An 18,413-nucleotide genomic window follows, 5' to 3' on the forward strand; every position below is an offset into this window, starting at 1 on the left:
TTGCTAAATCAATCGTAACGCTCTATCCATCATTTTATATTCTTTTCTAGTTATTATTGGCATATATACATCAATATAGTTATTCTCCGCCCATTTAAGTATCTCATCTAGATCAGCATACATCTCATTCTCTTTTTTATTATGTAACATACGATTATTGTTATTCTCAGCGACTGTTTCCTGCTGTCTACATCCAATATATATTTCTCGTGGCAAAACAAAATCTTTTATTATCCCTGATTTTCCCATATTAATATCATCTTTAATTACTATCCGCCATTCCTTTTCATGAATCCACTCATCTGACTTGGTTAATGTATTAGCCAATATGTTTTTTTCAGAACTATCTTCTCTGTAAAATATTAATTTATCGCTATAGATTACCGGCATACATTTGTATTTCTTAACAAGCTCATAAAGGTTATATCCTAAACATATTCCCTTGTGATCTGCCGCATAATATCCCCACATAGGAAATGAATTATTAACTTCAGAAAAACAAGCAACAAATAATGAACTTCTCAATGCTTCTGTTTTCCTATTTTCAGTTTTCTGTCTCATATAGGTTTCCATAGCTTCTTTTCTCTGGCTCTTCGGATAACTGGCTTTCAATCCGCAATCAACTGTAACTAAACAATCATATGGATCGTTGAAATTAAATGCACTACTTAACCATAATTGATGATTTTCCAAATTTCGCAAATCCCTATTCAAACCTCTGCTATACCGATAAATCATTTGAGTCTTATCAATATTATCTAATATCACATTTCTTGCTTCTTGCATATTATTTAATGAAATCTGCTCTTTATAATCTGAAAACCATTCTTTGTTCATACACTTAGTTTCCTTTCACAATCTGGCTCATCCAACCATCATAAAATCTTTTGCAATTCAGGTTGAATGAGACCCGTTTTAACTAAATCTTTGCTTTCCCTTCCATAATGTCTGTTCCTTTAAGCATTTCGTATTTCATTGAACTCTCTACTGCAACCTCCTCAGCCGCTGCTCCTTTCGCCTTTACTACCGGATCGTCTATCATATTGTCACCTTTTACTTCCAAAATCAAATAACTTCCATCATCCATTTTTACTAAGAAATCTGGATAATACTTCCTTAACCTATTCGATTCCGGATCAATATATGGAACATAAAAATCAGTCTGGTCAGCAGTAAACATTCCCGTGAAATAGGCTTTTTTTACGTGCTCATTTGCAAGCAACTGTAAAAATAATTGTAACTCAGGCTTCGAATCAAAAACATAGGTATCTGCGTGAAAACTCTTGTCTTTATTTTTCACAACAACAGAATCCTCTGAATTCTGCATTATAATCAAATCCTCATTTCCACTAAACTCATAATATCCACCTTCTTTAGGCTTCTTAAGTAATTTAACATCAACATTTTCTTTTACAATCTCTTTGTTAACCCGGTATAATGCCTCAAATATGGTTGGCACAATTTTATCATAAATAATATCATTATGTTCATTGACAGCTACTAATATTTTATCAATACCTTCTTCTGATTCCCTCAGTATCCTAGCAACTTCTGTGCATCTGATATCAGGAAAATATTTTGCTACTTCTGCCACCAACGTTATCTCAGTATACGCTAATTTACTAACCATATAGTTAACATTGCTTTCACACACAACAGACGAAGTTGTAAGTCCTTCTTTAACATACATTGTCGCATCATAATTTTCTGTTTCTATTTCTTTCAAACCAAACGATAATCTACTATCATAATGCTTAGTTTCCAAAGAATATTTATAATGCAATCTGTTCATGCGCAATGTTCTAGGTGGTTCTTTCACACGTACAGGAACTTTCTTACGTTTTTTATCCTTCTTAACTACAAGTTCCTCTATGCTAGTTCTAAAATTCTTTTTAAGCTCATCATCCAATATATCCATATTCTCTTTTGACAAGTACACTGTGGCCATTAGTTGTTCATCTGTAATTTTTCTCAAGCATCTCATTGTTGCTTGAAGCACAAAAACTTTTGACTTTGGACTTCTAAAAAGAGCCACGCTAAATAATGATCTACAGTTCCACCCCTCTCTACCTTTATTAACAAGCAATATAAACTGCTTCTTACTGCCTGCTGTTCCAACTATATCAAGATTGTTAAAATCTCTTATGTCTTCAGATTTAGTAATCTTTTCGTCTCCAACATTAACTAAAATTTTATCAAGAGGTATTCCCAATTCAGATAGTACTTCTTCAACAACTGGCCTGATTTCATCACGAACTTCTGCTATCTCTGCACCAAAAATAGCCATTTTAGGTGCTAATCCTTCATATTCTTTTCCACCATACTTTGCCCAGAAATCGGCAATAACAGCTTTTAGGAATTCTTTGCTTTTTACGTTACTATAACCAATAACACTAGTATCTTTTAAGAAATTATTTCTAATTGCCGCCTGCAATCCATAAGCATATATAACTTCCGGAAGAATCTTATTATTGACGTATGGTGTTCCTGTAAAATTATAACAAGCAATCACTTTACTTCCATGCTTAGATAATTCCTTAGACAATTCATTTATAGTATTACGCAGGCTAGTGCCCTTACCATTTTCGTGCAAAGCCTTCTCCAAGTCTGCTCCAAACATATGATGTGCTTCATCTACATAAATACCCATTTGTGAAAGCCTGGTAAGTTTCTCAAAACGTTGATTTGACATCAAATCATCGTTGTTACTGATTTCCTGTAATATTCCAAGAACATCATCCAAAACGGATTGTCCTGGTATCTGATCACTAAACAACTTATCTACAGAACTTTTTTCTTTATGCTGAGCCTTTAATATGATTTTCTGTGTATTAGAAATAATTATATTATACTTGGAACCATCTAATGTATTTAATGTGGTTCCACTATCTTCAAGAAAATGCACCTTAATATTTGTATCTAATACACCAATATATTCCTGAGGTACAACCTTACTCTTATCAAAAATTACTATTTCTTTTAACGATTGTAATACTGTTTTGTCCGGCGCAAAAACCAATGCATTATGACAATACCTATCATCACGAGGCCATTTTGATGCAAGAAGAAACTCATAAAAAATACATGTAGCCATGAGAATTGTCTTACCTAGTCCCATAGTTAATGCAAAAATATAATTTGGATAATCTTCCGCATATTTCTTTATCTGCAAAAAATAATCATGATACTGCTTTGGAGAATAAACATCATATAATGTCATCTGCCCAGCTTCATCATAGAATCGTCTATCTGCAAACACACCATTTCTCTTTGACCAGTCATCAAACATCTGATACATCTGCTGATTATTCATAAATTCTTTTACAAACACATACATTTCTAAGGCTTCAAACTGTGGGGTTCGTAAAAATGCGTCTGGGTTCTTTTCCTTGTCATTGTAATCCAGATATTTCTTAGTTATTTCACGATACCTATTTCTTATAATTCCTCTATTATCTACATAGAATGAACGAAGGAACTCAAAAAAGGCAAATTCCATTCCAACTTCTTTTGCCATATCTATACCTCCAGCTCAAGTGACTCAGATAACAAATCTGTTATCTTTATTTTAATTTTACCTGCTGAAGCTGGAATTTTATATATACCAGATACCAACTCATCTTTTGCAGGAATATCACAAATTGTCGGCCTCATTGTCTGTCCATCATAATTCCAGTCAATATAGATAGATTCTACCAACTGCCTCCAATCTTCAACTGATTCTTTCTGCATGCTTAATTTCTGTAAAAGGTTCATCGGATAAAATTCTTTTATTATAATCTGATCGTTTTCTTTAACAACATTGGCATCTGCTTCTCTCTTAAATTGTAAATCTTTCTTATCCCTAAGGATATCAACTATCTCTATCTCCAAATTATACGAAGAAAGTTCCTGTTCCAACGATGCCTTTAAATCAGCCTCATGTCCCATGCAAATAATCTTAATTTTTTCCACCACGCCATTCGGATTTTCTTCCTTACGCTTTTCAAATGTATGGTATGGTAAATTAGCCTTGAGTTCTTCTAAATCAGCCTTAGTTGCAATACGATTTGTAGGCATTATTTTAACCATCCAACCATCTAATTCGCCGTCATATACTGTTGATGAATCAAATTTTTGGATACCTAATGCATCAATAATTAATTCTTTGGCTTCTACTGGATTTCTAAAGAAATCATAATTATTTACATTATAAACTTCAAATCCTGAATAACATTTATCATCAAGTTTTTTCATTGCAGAAATCAAACGCTTAGTTGTAGTTTGAATTGCACCTAAATTAATATCTGCGCCAATAAACTTACGTCCTAATTTCATAGCTACCGTTTGTGTTGTTCCTGACCCCATAAAACAATCAAATACCAAATCCCCCTCATTTGTAAGTGTACTTATTATTCTTTCAAGTAGTTTCTCAGGTTTCTGTGTCGGATATCCATTTTTTTCTTGATTCATCGGACCTGTTGGTACTTTTATATCTGTCCACCAATCAGTAACTGGAGTTCCTCTATCTACATCTACCATAACTCCTTTATGTATACTTCTCATTCTTAATGCTGTCTGTTCATTATATGGTCTATACTCAGTATTAAATGTCCAACCTGTATTAGATTTTACATACCGTAATAAATTATCATGTTTTCTCGGCCAATCTTTCGGTGGTAAGGCTCCACCATTATATGTCCATATTATTTCGTTTCTAAAATTATCCTGTCCAAAAACCTCATCCATAATCAATCGTATATGATGGCATTTATGATAATCCAAATGAACTATAATTTGACCGGTATCTGACAATAATTCCTTTAAAAGCACGAATCTCTCATACATAAATTGTAAATACTCATCATTTGTCCAAATATCACTATACTGTTTTTCTTCGAATGATGTATTATCATTGTAGACAACTACTCCTTTTTTCTTAATTTTTTTCTTATAATCAGCCTTACTATCAAACGGTGGATCAATATAAATTAGATCTATCTTTCCTCTATAATCCTTTAACATGTGGCTCATCACCTGAAGATTATCTCCCCAAAATATCTTATTCATCCAACCATCCTTAGGTTCTCCATATGATTCCTTAAGCTGTGCAGGATAATACTGTGTCGATGTATATGGCCTTTTCCCTGTCCAGTGTAACTCCGGATATCCTTTTATTGGTTGTCTTTGTTCAAATGTAAATGAAATCTGTCCATCCATTAGCAATCTCCTTTTCTTCTACAGTAATGTCTCATATCACAGTTGGCACAAAGATTTTTATCTTTGGCTCTACCACTAAAATCTTTACTTTGTATTTTTTCAACCACTGCATCAAATTCTTTTATTGTTTTATCAATCATTTCCGTTGACTTATTAAATGTTACTGTTGGTACACCATTATCCTCACCTGTATAATACAAATGCATTTTACTTACCTTTTTACCTGTCTTTTCCTCAATAAGATGAGCATACACTTCAAGCTGTCTCCTATAACGATTCATCTCCGCTGTTTCAATTAAAACATCTGGTTTCTTCTCGGATTTAAAGTCAACAATCTCTACTGTATCACCTTCGCCCCTGATAAGGTCAACCTTTCCAAGCAATATATAATCAGGCTTTACTAAACTTACTTCCACCTCTGCATCTTGAATTCGACTCCAGTCACTCTGATTTCTCTCAACATACCTCAAAACCTGTTTATACGCAGCTTCTATCTGCGGTTGTCCTAAATAAGAATGCTCACTTTTCGATAATGTCATATAATTTGTATCAAACCACTCTCGTATTGTTTCCGGCACTATTGTCTGTTCTTCATGACGCATAGCTGCACGATGAATGTCTTCTATTGTCTCATGCACTAATGTTCCAAAGAGTGTTGCACCTACTCTTACCTGCGTAAATCCAAGTTCTTTGAAAAATTTATACTGTAGTGCACAATTCTCATACAGAGCAATGTGCGAAGTAAAAGAATATGTATCCTTTATATTTACAGGCTTTACCTTTTCTAACTTTATTTCAGAAAGATTTACATCTTCATAAGCAGGTAGCTTCTCATAGCACTCTTCAAAATATTTGCTTGGTGTGGCTCCATGACCTTTCTTTTCACAACAAGAGAGTACCAATAAATTTTGTGCTCTTGAAAATGCCGTATAATATAATCGCCAAAAATCAAAAAATTTTATATCTTCCCTCGTCTCAAAAACTTTTCTATGGAAATATTTATTTTCTATTTCTTCTAGCAAATGATTTCCACTACTTCTCGGTGTTCCATTTAATGAATCAACAATCACTATTGGAAACTCCATTCCTTTTGACTGATGTATAGTCATAAATGAAACGCACCCACTCGGAGCATACTCCGAATCATCTTCATACTCTGTAATTCCTCCATCAAATAAAAAGCGAAAATACATATTAAAAAAACGTTCTACCGACTCTATAATATTGTTTTCCGTGAAGACATCTATCCGATGTAGATATTCGTACTTTCCCAAAATTGACGATAAAATTGATAAGTTTCTTGCAGGTCTTTCATCTATCACCCCTGATTTCATATCTATCCCTAAGTATGTACTAAATGGTTCAAACTGCAATAACTGATACAGTAATCCTGTAAATGCGTAATCTGCATTATCCTTTTTTAGATTAGCGTGTTTATGCATCTTCTCTGCAATCCATTTACCCAATGTATCTCTATACTGTAAAATGAGCTCTCTTGCAGCAGCTATACATTGAGTATCGTAATATTTATAGAGATTTTCAAAATCATACGAAAAATCTCTTTGTTGTAACTTACGAACATACTCTGGGAAACATAAGATCATACACCCTATTACCTGTTTTATCTCTTTTCTTTCAAAGAACATTTCCGAACGAGGTGAATAAACTTTAATACCATGTTCCTCAAGATATTCAACCATACCTATGATTTTATCCCCTTTAACAGACTTGCAAAGAACTGCAATCTGATTGTAATCAGTTAGTACACCACTACTTTTTAATTGTGTAATAAATGAATACACTTGTTCATACCAATCATCTAACAAATCTTTTCCCGAACATTTAATAACGCCTACTTTAGCAGCCTTTTTCCCTTCCGGCGGAACAATCTTCTTCTCAAACCTAAAATTCTTCCACATAAAATCATATGCTCTACCATCTGTTGTGCTCATCCACTTATTGTAAAAATCAATAATTTGTCTCTCTGAACGATAATTTGTAACAAGTTTAACCTGCTTACATTCTCCTTCTGCAAAATGGCCTGGAAATTCCAATATATTTCTTATTGTTGCTCCTCGAAAACGATACAAACCTTGATCATCGTCTCCCACAACACATATATTTTTATTTTTTCCGGCAATCAAAAACACAAGTAATTCCTGTATGTAATTTGTATCCTGATATTCATCCACCATCACATATTTAATTTTCTGCTGTATTTCTTCCAATATACTTGGTTCTTCGATTAATAATTTATATGCTTCTGTTTGAATACTTGAAAAATCAATTAAATTCTCATCTTCCATCAAGATATTGTACTGTTTCATAATATTTGCAACAGCTACAATATGTTCATCCGCGTCTCCCTGCATTTCATCAATATCAACCAATTCTTCAGCAAGATTATTAACATACTTAACTATTTCTCCGGCTTGTCTCCAAGCTCCTTGCTTTTTATCAAATATAACATCAAAATAAGGTAAGTTCCTAAATCTATTAATCTTTTGAAACACCATATACTGTTGATCAAAATTATCCAGCATCCTATAATTTTTCTTAATCCTTGTATATTCAAGATGATCTTTAAGAATTCTCAGACAAATTGAATGAAAAGTACCAATATACATTTCATTCAGATTTACGGATACTCCTATTGCATACAATTCATTTGTGATACGTGTAATCAGTTCTTTCGCAGCCTTTTCTGTAAATGTAGCAATCATTATTTCCTCAGGAAGCACATCTTTTTCAGTTATAAGATAAACAATTCTCTTTACTAATGTATATGTTTTCCCTGTACCAGGGCCTGCAATAATCAACAACGGACCATCTGTTGTTGAAATAGCACTTCTCTGTGCTTCATTTGCGTTTTCAAAATCAAATGCCATATCAGTACCCCCTCTGCATTTAATTATATATTCTCATATATTTATAAATTCTATTTCGTATTACATCTTACTTTTCTGACTTCTTCTTGTATCGTCCATCAGCAGGCTTTATTGCATCTGAAGGAATTAACCATGTTTTTCCTTTTTTTATTGCACCTTCAATTCTTCCTTCTGCACATAAAACACCTATTCGACGTGAAGTGATATTCCACCTTTCTGATAATTCCACAGTCGTTAAATACTCCATAATCTTACCTCTTCAAAATCATACATAAGTAGAAACATAAAACTAGTTTGATTATACATCGTTTATCGGAATAATACAAACAAAAAAGAGAAGGATCTCTCCCCTCTAATTCATTACTCCAATACCTCATCTAACATATCATTAAGTTTCATATACTCTATACCTAATGATTCACATACCATTGGAATTCCATTATTCTTGTTTCCTTCATCAGTTACTATAATCCCATCTTCTAAAATAGCTGTTGCAATCAAAAATGGATCTCCATTTGAGCTTCCCTTTGTTTGAATTTTTATTATTTGTGGAAATTGTTGTAATATTTCTGTAGTCTTTAACTGTACTTCCTTTGATAAAGGCAAAAAAGCATCTTTGTGTTCCTTTGCCCATTTTACAATATCATCATCTTTTAATTCTTCAAATATTTCCGAACTTGAAATAAGTTGTCCATTTTCTACAAGTTCATTAAAAGCCTGCCATATATGTGAAAATGAATGTCCTTAAGGACACCGCCTATCCTGTTCGCAGAGAGGATAGGCATTTTTATTTTCGCCTGCTCTTCCTCGAAAAGTTTTTCTCTTTATCGAGAAAGGCAAGCAACGCTATAATCAAGCTACCAAAGGACATCAACAATGCTAATATCCCAATGAAAATCGAAATGATCTCATAAGCCGTCATCGGCGCTAAGCAAGCACCCCCAGACACTTAACGCCCTGTCATGGGTACTTTCCTTAAAGAGTACCCTAACATATATCATATGTTCTGCAATATTGTAATTTGAATCTTATTTTATAGACTCATCCCCTATAAATATTTTAATACATCAGATAAGTTATTAATTTCCATATCAGCTTTTTCACTCTCATCTGTTATATTCCACAAACTTCCAAATCCCTGTTTTACCCATATAGTTTTCATACCCAACTGTTTTGCGGGTACAATATCATTATCAATACGGTCACCAATCATGACTGCATTCTCTGTCTTACAACTGCTTCTTTCCAATGCAATTTCAAATATGCACCTATCTGGTTTTGAAACGCCTTCTTCTGCTGATGCGATAATCAAATCAAGATATTTTCGTACTCCAAGATTTTCTAATCTCTCAGAAGTTCCTAATGATTGGTTTGCAATTACACCAATTTTATAAATTCTACTTAACTTTTTCAAACAATCTTTAGTATCTGTATACAGCCTCTCGTATTGCGATTCCCATTTAGGTAATTTCACCCCCAATTGCCTTGCTACCTCTAAATCTCCTTTTTTGTTTTCTTTATAAAACGACATGGCATATTTATAAATTTGCTCGTAAGTTAAACCTGATAAATCCGCTATCCTTTTCATCCTGTCTTCATAAACTTTGCTTTCATCAACCAATGTCGATCCAACATCAAAAAATAGCCATTTTATTTCGTCCTTTTTGGGCAAAATCCTCTTTTCCTTGCTTCTTCCAGCAGTTTGGGTTGAATTTCTGGGTAAGTCCAATTAATCGGTAGTTCATCCATAATTACTATTTTTTCAATTTCACTGTGAAGCTCTTTTTCAAATGTATGTATATCTGAGAAGAATAATTTTCCAAAAGTCTCCATTCCATCGAAATTATCTGGTGCAGTCACAGAATATATACAAATTGGAGTAATATCAAAAGTTATTGCCCCTGTTTCTTCATATAGTTCTCGTTTGGCTGTTTCAAGAATATCCTCACCATCTTCTCTATGTCCCCCCGGTGCCTCCCATGTATTTCTTTCCTTGTGCTTGCAAAATACCCATTTACCATTATGTCTGGCAATAATAACTGCAAACTTCAGCATTGAATCATTAACACTATCATAAAAATTCACTTTCGTCATATAATGCTCCTTATTAGATTTCATATATTTTCTTGCCATTATTGCGCCCACAAATAGAGCCAAACTAGAGCCATTTGATAAAACAAATGCCGGAAACCCGCATAAATACAGGCTTTCGGCATTTTAGTCCGTTATTCAAACTCAATCGTTCCCGGTGGCTTACTGGTCAGATCATAGAATACTCTATTCACCCCGCGCACCTCATTGATAATCCGGCTCATCACCGTCTGCAGCACCTCGAACGGGATCTCCGCCGCCTCCGCGGTCATGAAATCCACCGTATTCACAGCACGCAGTGCAACTGCATAATCATAGGTTCTCTCGTCTCCCATGACGCCGACGCTTCTCATATTGGTGAGCGCCGCAAAATACTGACCGATCGAACGGTCCAGTCCGGCTTTTGCAATCTCCTCGCGGTAGATGGCATCAGCGTCCTGCACAATGCGGACTTTGTCTGCCGTCACCTCGCCGATGATGCGGATGCCGAGTCCCGGTCCCGGGAAAGGCTGGCGGAATACCAGGTTCTCCGGAATGCCAAGCTCAAGACCTGCCTTGCGCACCTCATCCTTGAACAGATTGCGCAACGGCTCGATGATCTCCTTGAAATCAACATAGTCCGGCAGACCTCCGACATTGTGGTGCGACTTGATGACTGCGGATTCCCCGCCAAGTCCACTCTCCACGACGTCCGGATAGATGGTTCCCTGCGCCAGGAAATCCACTGCACCGATCTTCTTCGCCTCTTCCTCAAAGACACGGATGAACTCCTCACCGATGATCTTGCGCTTCTGCTCCGGCTCTGTCACTCCTGCCAGCTTCGCATAGTAGCGCTCCTGTGCGTTGACGCGGATAAAATTCAGGTCGAACTGACCGTCCGGGCCAAATACGCTCTCCACCTCATCGCCCTCATTCTTGCGCAGAAGACCATGATCCACGAACACGCAGGTGAGCTGCTTGCCGATCGCTCTGGATAAAAGTCCTGCTGCGACTGAGGAATCCACACCGCCGGACAGCGCAAGAAGCACCTTGCCGTCACCGACCTTCTCGCGGATCGCCTCGATCGTGTGCTCCACAAAATGATCCATGCGCCAGGTTCCGGCACAGCCGCAGACACCGCGCACGAAATTGTGCAGCATCTTAGTGCCCTCTTGGGTGTGAAGCACTTCCGGATGGAACTGGATTGCAAAAAGCTTCTTCTCCCGGTTCTCCGCTGCCGCCACCGGACAGTCTGCCGTGTGCGCCGCAATGGAAAATCCCGGAGCAACTTTTGAAATATAATCAAAATGGCTCATCCAGCAGATCGTCTTCTCAGACACATCGCCAAAAAGTGGCGATGTCGTATCGACAAACACCTCTGTCTTGCCATACTCACGCACCGGTGCCTTCTCAACCTTTCCGCCCAGCACATGCATCATAAGCTGTGCGCCGTAGCAGAGTCCCAAAACCGGAATTCCAAGTTCAAACAGTTCCTTCGTGTACGTCGGAGAATCCGGCTCGTAGCAGCTGTTCGGACCGCCGGTTAAAATGATACCCTTCGGATTCATCGCCTTGATCTGCTCGATGTCTGTACGGTAGGAATAGATCTCACAGTAAACATTGCACTCTCTGACACGTCTGGCAACCAGCTGATTGTACTGACCGCCAAAGTCGATGACAATGACTTTTTCCTGTGAAAAATTGTTGTTCATTTCCACACTCTTTTCCTCCTGATGTTTTTCCGCCGCAAAGGGCGGTTTGCTCAATTGCTACTATTATAAGATACGCTCCCGCAATTTACAAGGCGCATTTCTATATTTTCCACCATTTCACAATTCAATAATTTTCAATGTTCCGGTTATACTATCTCCATGAAAAAACATGACCGTCTTCCGGATTTTTCCAAACTCTGCGCACCGGAGCAGACTCCTATATCGTTTTTCCTCTCCCAGCAGATTTATTTCTTCTTTCTCGGCTCGATCGGCGGGTTTCTCTGGGAGGTTGCCATCTTCCTGTATCGGGACAAAACCTTTGCCAACCGCGGCTTCCTCTACGGGCCGTGGCTTCCGGTCTACGGCATCGGCGCAGTGCTTTTCTATCTGCTGCTGGGATGCAGGCGAAAAAAAATCCACCCGGCCGGCGTCTTTTTCCTCAGTGCTGCCATCGGCACCGGTCTGGAACTCCTGATCGGATGGTTTCTGGATACCTTCTGGAATCTGCGCTACTGGGATTACAGCGGCTATCCTTTTCATTTTCATGGCTATATCTGCCTGTACGCGGCGGTCGGCTTCGGCATCGCGGGCGTGCTCTGGATCTGTGTGCTGGAGGCGCCGCTCACCAGGCTCTGGAAACGACTCACCCCCAAAGTGCGCCTTGGATTAAACACCCTGCTTCTGCTGCTCTTTGCCGCGGACTGCGCGGCTGCGCTCATTTTTCCAAACCACGGAGCAGACATTACCTTCCCTTAAGATAGCGCTCCATCTCCGCCCGAAGCTCTGCGAACTGCGCGTTTGTCACAGCGTTGCGGCTCTCAAAATGCAGCAGCTTTTCCAGATAGCCCTGCTCTTTTACAATCCGCACACTCTCCGGAAATACCAGTTCAAACACCAGCGAAATATGCCCCACCACATGATCCACCGGCGTGCGCTTGATACTGCGCAGCGTCGCGTGATGTTCGTAAAAGCTATCCATCACTGCCGGTGTGACGGCTGCATTGCGCAGTTCCTCCGTCGTGGTATTATAAATCTCCTCCAGCGGCACATCCACATTGACCCGGAGAATATCGATCTTATCGGCGTCCCGCAGGATATGGCACAGCTTTTCCGTGCGCGGCGCAAGCCCCTCCGGAATCCGGTAGGCACTGTGCACTCTTATGGCAGTCTCAATCACCTCATCCTCCGCCGCATCGTCCACATACGTGCGGATCAGACCTTCCCCCGCAGACAGCGGACCACCGAACAGAATATCCGCTCCGAGTGCCGCGTGGTCAATGGAATCTGCATCACTGAATGTTCCATATCTCCGAAGCTGCTCAAATCTTCCCACATCGTGCAGCATTCCAAGAAGCCATGCCAGATCAACCTCTGTCTTCTCCATCTGCTCTGCCTTCGCGATCCGCTCGCACAGTTCCGCCACCCGGTAAGTGTGGTCAATTTTCAATTTTATTTTCTCATCGGTCGCATCATAAGCATCCGTATACTCCCGGAATGTTTCTCTGACCCGTTCACGCTCGATTTTCATCTGCCGGTATCTCCTTCTGACTTTCTTATTCTTTTCCCCTGCCCGGTTGGAAGCCTTTTCATCCTGCTTAGGTGCGGTTCGCCTTTTTCGCGGTCTTCTCCTCATACATGATAGCATCCGCCTCACGCACGTAGTCGTCCAGATCGCGCACGGTCGTCATATCCGTGTGGACACATCCCGCACTGACCGTCAGCGGAAACGGCAGTTTCATCTCCGCCGAACGTTCCCGGATCTCCTCCCGGATCTCTCCGATGATCTTCCCGATCTCTGCATCCGCAGTCTGCTCCAGCACAACGAGGAACTCATCCCCGCCACTCCGGACCGCGACCGCTCCCTCCGGAATATATTTTAAAATCGCCGACGCAATCGTCTTGATCGCCCAGTCCCCATGGATATGCCCAAATTCATCGTTGATGCTTTTGAGCCTGTCCATATCCATGAAAATAATTGAAAGATTCTCCCCCGTCAGCTTCTTTTTCTCAAACATACGACACGCCAGCTTCTGGTAACCGAGCCGGTTGTACATTCCCGTCATGGCGTCCTTCACGTACAGTTCTGACAGCACCTGATTCAGATAGGCAAGGCGCTCCTTCTTATGCAGATTCTCCATCGCAGACGTCAGCACGTTGATAACCTGGAACAGATACTGCTTCTCCATCAGATACACAGCATTCCGGATGACAAAATATCCCACCGTGTGTTCCCGGAAATGAAGCGGCAGAAACAGAAAATCTTTTCCGCCCTCCGTGTAATCGAAGGTCGGGAAAATCCCCTCCACGACCGTCTCCTCGCTCTCTTTTACCACACCGTCCTCATAGGCGAACTCCATCTGCATTTTCTCCGGATAACCGTGCACGCAGAACTCTTCATCCTCAATCAGATGTCTGTCATAATAATCGCTCAATTCCCGGAAATCATTCATGTGCTCATCCATGATCAGATACATCGCGTCACACCGCATAGCCGGAATACATTTCGGAATCCAGCGCGACATCTCACGCACCGTCTCGCACTGCAACAATTCATACTCCAGCGAAAGCACCTGCTCCTCAAATTCGTCCGTCTCGATTCCATAGACAATCTGCGCCCTGGAATGTTCTGCCTGATCCACCGCAATGCCGGCGTCGCAGCCGCAGCTTTCCCAGAAAATGCACTGGTGCCCCGTATAATTAAACCGCGGTACCATCTCGCCCCTCCACAGCCGCAGAAGAATATCCGCACAGTGGTATCCCACCTGCTCGCGGATATGTCCGACCGTTGTGATGTGCGGTGAATAATAGCTCGCCTTGTCAAAATTATCGAATCCGGTCACCAGAAAATCGTCGGGTGCCTTGTAACCGTGGGCTGCCGCTGTCTCACACACGCCGACGGCAATGTTATCGTTGGCACAGATAATGGCATCCGGAAGTTTCCCGTGCAGCGTGAGCAATTTTTCAAATCCATGCACTCCACACTTGTATTCATAACTCTCGCAGTAGAGATCCCTGGCATCCCACAAAATCCCGTGTGTCTCTGAAAAATCGCGCAACGCAGCCACACGCCGGTTGCTCTCGTAATTATCGTCCGGTCCCATGACATACCAGAAGCGTCTGCAATTATGCACCTCATAGAGATGCGCCGCTATTTCCTGCATGGCGGAATAGTTGTCAATACCGACATAGTAAAAATCCGCAATCTCATTTGCAATAGAAATCACCGGCTTCCCGGTGGCCTTTGCCGAGGAGATCACATACTCCCGCACCTCGGAATAGCGGATATTGTTCAGATCTACAATAATGCCGTCGAAATCGTTTAAGTCCGGCAGCCGATAGATGTTGTACTCTCCGATATTGTAATCCTCATCCCTGCTCCAGTCTCCGGAACTGTTGAAAATATACAGATTCACGTCCTCATTCGTCTCTCTGATACGCTCCAACACTCCGGCGGGCCATGCATATGTGAAGAATCGCTTCCATCCATCCATGATCAACGCTATCTTCTTCATCTGCGCTTATCCTCCATCTATCCTGCCGTTATCTTCTCCTATTATATAAAAACGTTTTCATGCCGTCAAATGCTTCTGCGTTTTCACACATGCTGATGCAGATACTTCTCCTTTGTCGCCATCCCGCCGCGGATGTGCCGCTCGGACTTGTTGATGTCCAGCACCTTGCGCGTCTCCGCCGCGAGCGACGGGTTGACCTGCGCAAGGCGCTCGGTGACGTCCTTATGTACCGTACTCTTGCTGATCCCGAAATGTTTTGCCGCCTGCCGCACGGTCGTGTTATTGTCAATGATATATCTGGCAATCTCCATAGCTCTTTCCTCAATATAACCTTTCAAACGAAATCCCCTGCAATACTTGTTTTTACATTGTATGCAGGCTTATTTTCGTATATACTATCTTTATCAGATGTAAAGGAGGATATTGCCGTGCCATTTATCAATACGAAAACCACCGTTTCCCTGAGCAAATCCAAAAAGGATTCCCTGACCGCAGAGATCTGCCGCATTACCAGGGAGTGTCTCGGCAAGGGAGAGAACTGGGTTATGACTGGTTTTGAGGACAATGCCAGCCTGTTCTTTCAGGGGGATTCTGCCGCTGTCGCTTATGTGGAGGTCAAAAGCTTCGGCACGCCGTCCGCTGCAGGCACCAGCCAGATGACCGGAAAGCTCTGCCATCTGCTCTCCGGCGAACTTTCCATTCCTGCCGACCACATCTACGTGGCATACTTCCCGACTGACAACTGGGGCTGGAACGGAAGCAACTTCTGACTACAGCAGAAAAAATGCGGGAATTCCCGCATTTTTTCATTTTCTCTCTTCCGCCTTGATCGCTCTCTTTTTCTCGTACATCTTCACATCCGCACGGTTCCTTGTCTCTTCCATATTTTTATCATACTGCTCGTCAAAGATCGCGTAGCCGTAAGCGATCCGCATCGGGACGTCCGTTTTCCCTTCATTATATTTCCGCTCGAGACATTCCAGTCTGCGCAGACGTTCCTCGACCCACTCACTTCTGGCATGGCGGATCACGGCGCAGAATTCATCCCCGCCGATCCGGTAGCACACCCCGGCAGGTTCAAACACTTCTGCGATCAGCTTTGCCGCATCCTGAATATACTTATCGCCCGCCGCATGTCCGAACGTGTCATTGCAGTACTTCAGATCATTCAGATCGAACGTTACAATCGCCGTCTCTCGGTCTCTGGCATTTTCCGACGCCCACTCATCATAAGCGTTGCGGTTGTACAGTCCGGTCGGCATATCATGCTCCGCCAGTTCCCGGTAGATCTCCGCCTTGCGTCCCTCATCAATCTTCTCCATCGACACCGCAGTCGCCTCTCTCGCCAGCAGGCAGATAAACAACAGGAATCCAAATCTGCCGATCACATCCGTTCTTCTCCATCCGATGTAGTACGCCGACATGTCGACCGCGTAAGACACTAGCAGAATTACAAGTCCCCAGATACAGACACGTACCCGCCGGTCCATTCCGCGCGCCCGGTAACGCTGCAAGATCACATAGAGCAGATAGAGCAGGTCACATGCCATCAGAAAATGCGTGCAAAATACCGTATTTTTAAACTCGCAGATCCCCGTCATGTGGAGTACGGTACACACTAAAACATTCGCAAATGAACAGATGCAGATAATATTTGATATATACTTCTCCTCCACCTCGGAGAACTCCTGCAAAAATGCTGCAAACGGCGCAATCATCAGCATAATCAGCATATAACCGGCGTACGAGGCCGCCGTCCGGCTTTTTACCATGTAGGCAACCAGCTCCGCCTCATTCATGGACCACATTCCCATCATCAGGGTAAAAATGCCAAAATACAGGATGCCCGGTCCCATCTTTACTTTGCGTCTTGCAATTGCATAATAAATGAGCAGCATAATACCGATCGCTCCGTCAACTGTGCTGACCATGATCTCCGGAACCGATCCTCTCATCGTCTGATAGACCATCTGTCCGTCATTCTCCTGATAGAACCTCGTCACATGATCCCGCACTGCCGGGTACACCGCCTCGATCCGCACACTGAAACTCTTCACGCCCTCCTGCAGCTGGATCGTATTCCATCCGGTTCCGGGCGTCCTCCCGAACACCGTACTGCTCTTTTCCAGCGAATAAATCTGCTCGCCGTCCGCATACACTTCCACGCACTGATGTACGCTAAAAAATGTCAGTTCCGAAAACTCCGACTGCATCTGATTACTGTCGAAATAATACTCCCTGACATCTTCACTCACTTCCACCACGCGATCGGGCTGCAGTTCGATTCGTCTGGAATCCTCCGCAAAGCTTGTATTCTTTTTACCTGCAAACGCAAAGCTCAACGCCATCAGAATGAATCCGATGACAAGCAGCACTCCATAAACGATCGATACTGATTTTTTCATTTGTCCTCACCTGTGGAAAATTCTGGCAAACAAAGATTTTTTCGTATTCTCTGCACTGGTTGTTATCTCCGCAGCGGCAAGTGCCTCTTTTCCTGCCTCTTCCTTCGTCTCCGGCAGAGCCTCCTCGAGGAAGAACTCGTCAAACACATCGTCCCTCTTGTTGATCTTCTCGCACATATCCTTGGTGACCTCCATCATGGTCTCCATCATATGTCTTGCATTCTGCCCCATGCGGTCTTCAAAAGTCATCCCCTGATCCGGTGCCTCCTCGCCCCAGATACAGTCATCCCCCAGCACACGCAGCTTATTCAGCCGGTCGCGCTGCTCCTTGCGGACGACGCTCAGAAAACGGCTCACCATCACGTTGTGCTCGTTTTCGTCCGTATAACACAAAAACTCTTCCAGCGAAGCGTTCCCCGGATAGCCGATTTGATAATATGTATTATAGATACGACAGATCCGCTCTGTTGTCTGGCGCAGAATGATGCCGCATTCCTGCGGTTTTCTCCAATAATAATGCTCCGCGCGCTCCAGTTCCTGCAGAACATTGTCATACATCGCCTGAAGCTCGTCCGACTCCAGCCTGCACTCTCTTATAAACTCAAAATTCATCTCCCGCTGCCCCTC

Annotated in this window: 16 protein-coding genes; 2 read left to right on the forward strand and 14 right to left on the reverse strand. The window is 41.6% G+C overall.

Features of this window, described 5'->3' with window-relative positions; all coding sequences use genetic code 11:
* Window positions 1–3 precede the first annotated feature (3 nt).
* The 9 genes from RHOM_RS12615 to guaA form a co-directional block, all read right to left on the reverse strand.
* Window positions 4–837 (reverse strand): DUF2971 domain-containing protein, encoded by an 834-nt coding sequence (locus RHOM_RS12615; protein WP_014080711.1) that lies wholly within the window; start codon window positions 835–837, stop codon window positions 4–6.
* Window positions 838–919: 82 nt separating this feature from the next.
* Window positions 920–3,517: a TnsA endonuclease N-terminal domain-containing protein gene (locus tag RHOM_RS12620; protein ID WP_014080712.1), complete on the reverse strand. Its 2,598-nt coding sequence runs from the start codon at window positions 3,515–3,517 to the stop codon at window positions 920–922.
* Between the two features lie 2 nt (window positions 3,518–3,519).
* On the reverse strand, window positions 3,520–5,199 hold the full coding sequence (locus RHOM_RS12625) for a site-specific DNA-methyltransferase (protein WP_014080713.1): 1,680 nt from the start codon (window positions 5,197–5,199) through the stop codon (window positions 3,520–3,522).
* Entirely contained in the window at window positions 5,199–8,087 is a 2,889-nt protein-coding gene (locus tag RHOM_RS12630) for an ATP-dependent helicase (protein WP_014080714.1), read from the reverse strand. The genes RHOM_RS12625 and RHOM_RS12630 overlap by 1 nt, the downstream gene beginning before the upstream one ends.
* Window positions 8,088–8,154: 67 nt before the next feature.
* Entirely contained in the window at window positions 8,155–8,334 is a 180-nt protein-coding gene (locus tag RHOM_RS12635; protein WP_014080715.1) for a transposase, read from the reverse strand.
* Between the two features lie 113 nt (window positions 8,335–8,447).
* Window positions 8,448–8,813, reverse strand: a complete 366-nt coding sequence (locus tag RHOM_RS17075) for a DUF4411 family protein (RefSeq protein ID WP_081468003.1) — start codon at window positions 8,811–8,813, stop codon at window positions 8,448–8,450.
* Between the two features lie 322 nt (window positions 8,814–9,135).
* Window positions 9,136–9,759 (reverse strand): HAD family hydrolase, encoded by a 624-nt coding sequence (locus tag RHOM_RS17725; RefSeq protein WP_014080718.1) that lies wholly within the window; start codon window positions 9,757–9,759, stop codon window positions 9,136–9,138.
* On the reverse strand, window positions 9,738–10,181 hold the full coding sequence (locus tag RHOM_RS17730) for an NUDIX hydrolase (protein ID WP_014080719.1): 444 nt from the start codon (window positions 10,179–10,181) through the stop codon (window positions 9,738–9,740). The genes RHOM_RS17725 and RHOM_RS17730 overlap by 22 nt, the downstream gene beginning before the upstream one ends.
* Window positions 10,182–10,312: 131 nt before the next feature.
* Window positions 10,313–11,869 carry a glutamine-hydrolyzing GMP synthase gene (guaA, locus tag RHOM_RS12650; protein ID WP_044025036.1) on the reverse strand — a complete coding sequence of 519 codons (1,557 nt, stop codon included), beginning with the start codon at window positions 11,867–11,869 and terminating at the stop codon, window positions 10,313–10,315.
* 159 nt (window positions 11,870–12,028) lie between these two features.
* Between guaA and RHOM_RS12655 the strand changes: the two genes are divergently transcribed.
* A complete protein-coding gene (locus RHOM_RS12655; RefSeq protein WP_014080721.1) occupies window positions 12,029–12,625 on the forward strand; it encodes a putative ABC transporter permease in 597 nt (198 codons plus the stop codon).
* Here the strand turns inward: RHOM_RS12655 and RHOM_RS12660 are convergent.
* The 3 genes from RHOM_RS12660 to spoIIID all read right to left on the reverse strand — a co-directional run bounded on the left by RHOM_RS12660 (window position 12,612) and on the right by spoIIID (window position 15,719).
* Window positions 12,612–13,397 (reverse strand): HD domain-containing protein, encoded by a 786-nt coding sequence (locus RHOM_RS12660; RefSeq protein ID WP_014080722.1) that lies wholly within the window; start codon window positions 13,395–13,397, stop codon window positions 12,612–12,614. The two genes, RHOM_RS12655 and RHOM_RS12660, sit on opposite strands and share 14 nt — an antisense overlap.
* Before the next feature lie 67 nt (window positions 13,398–13,464).
* Window positions 13,465–15,381 (reverse strand): GGDEF domain-containing protein, encoded by a 1,917-nt coding sequence (locus tag RHOM_RS12665; protein WP_014080723.1) that lies wholly within the window; start codon window positions 15,379–15,381, stop codon window positions 13,465–13,467.
* An 83-nt stretch (window positions 15,382–15,464) separates the two neighbouring features.
* The gene (spoIIID, locus tag RHOM_RS12670; protein ID WP_044024693.1) at window positions 15,465–15,719 is read right to left on the reverse strand and encodes a sporulation transcriptional regulator SpoIIID; all 255 of its coding nucleotides are present in this window, start codon (window positions 15,717–15,719) and stop codon (window positions 15,465–15,467) included.
* Window positions 15,720–15,809: 90 nt separating this feature from the next.
* Between spoIIID and RHOM_RS12675 the strand changes: the two genes are divergently transcribed.
* On the forward strand, window positions 15,810–16,151 hold the full coding sequence (locus RHOM_RS12675) for a phenylpyruvate tautomerase MIF-related protein (protein ID WP_014080725.1): 342 nt from the start codon (window positions 15,810–15,812) through the stop codon (window positions 16,149–16,151).
* Between the two features lie 36 nt (window positions 16,152–16,187).
* Here the strand turns inward: RHOM_RS12675 and RHOM_RS12680 are convergent, their stop codons facing one another.
* Window positions 16,188–17,786, reverse strand: a complete 1,599-nt coding sequence (locus RHOM_RS12680) for a GGDEF domain-containing protein (RefSeq protein WP_014080726.1) — start codon at window positions 17,784–17,786, stop codon at window positions 16,188–16,190.
* 6 nt (window positions 17,787–17,792) lie between these two features.
* The gene (locus RHOM_RS12685) at window positions 17,793–18,398 is read right to left on the reverse strand and encodes a hypothetical protein (RefSeq protein ID WP_014080727.1); all 606 of its coding nucleotides are present in this window, start codon (window positions 18,396–18,398) and stop codon (window positions 17,793–17,795) included.
* Between the last annotated feature and the right edge of the window lie 15 nt (window positions 18,399–18,413).

Origin of the sequence: Roseburia hominis A2-183, assembly GCF_000225345.1 — a bacterium.
Taxonomy (GTDB): domain Bacteria; phylum Bacillota; class Clostridia; order Lachnospirales; family Lachnospiraceae; genus Roseburia; species Roseburia hominis.

Bases quoted from the DNA above. Each gene is read 5' to 3' on its own strand.
- RHOM_RS12665 (WP_014080723.1), bottom strand. From the start codon at position 15,381: ATGAAGAAGATAGCGTTGATCATGGATGGATGGAAGCGATTCTTCACA.
- RHOM_RS12630 (WP_014080714.1), bottom strand. From the start codon at position 8,087: ATGGCATTTGATTTTGAAAACGCAAATGAAGCACAGAGAAGTGCTATT.
- RHOM_RS12660 (WP_014080722.1), bottom strand. From the start codon at position 13,397: ATGAAAATCGAGCGTGAACGGGTCAGAGAAACATTCCGGGAGTATACG.
- RHOM_RS12620 (WP_014080712.1), bottom strand. From the start codon at position 3,517: ATGGCAAAAGAAGTTGGAATGGAATTTGCCTTTTTTGAGTTCCTTCGT.
- RHOM_RS12635 (WP_014080715.1), bottom strand. From the start codon at position 8,334: ATGGAGTATTTAACGACTGTGGAATTATCAGAAAGGTGGAATATCACT.
- RHOM_RS12685 (WP_014080727.1), bottom strand. From the start codon at position 18,398: ATGAATTTTGAGTTTATAAGAGAGTGCAGGCTGGAGTCGGACGAGCTT.
- guaA (WP_044025036.1), bottom strand. From the start codon at position 11,869: ATGAACAACAATTTTTCACAGGAAAAAGTCATTGTCATCGACTTTGGC.
- RHOM_RS12615 (WP_014080711.1), bottom strand. From the start codon at position 837: ATGAACAAAGAATGGTTTTCAGATTATAAAGAGCAGATTTCATTAAAT.
- RHOM_RS12625 (WP_014080713.1), bottom strand. From the start codon at position 5,199: ATGGATGGACAGATTTCATTTACATTTGAACAAAGACAACCAATAAAA.
- RHOM_RS12680 (WP_014080726.1), bottom strand. From the start codon at position 17,786: ATGAAAAAATCAGTATCGATCGTTTATGGAGTGCTGCTTGTCATCGGA.
- RHOM_RS12655 (WP_014080721.1), top strand. From the start codon at position 12,029: ATGAAAAAACATGACCGTCTTCCGGATTTTTCCAAACTCTGCGCACCG.
- RHOM_RS17730 (WP_014080719.1), bottom strand. From the start codon at position 10,181: ATGACGAAAGTGAATTTTTATGATAGTGTTAATGATTCAATGCTGAAG.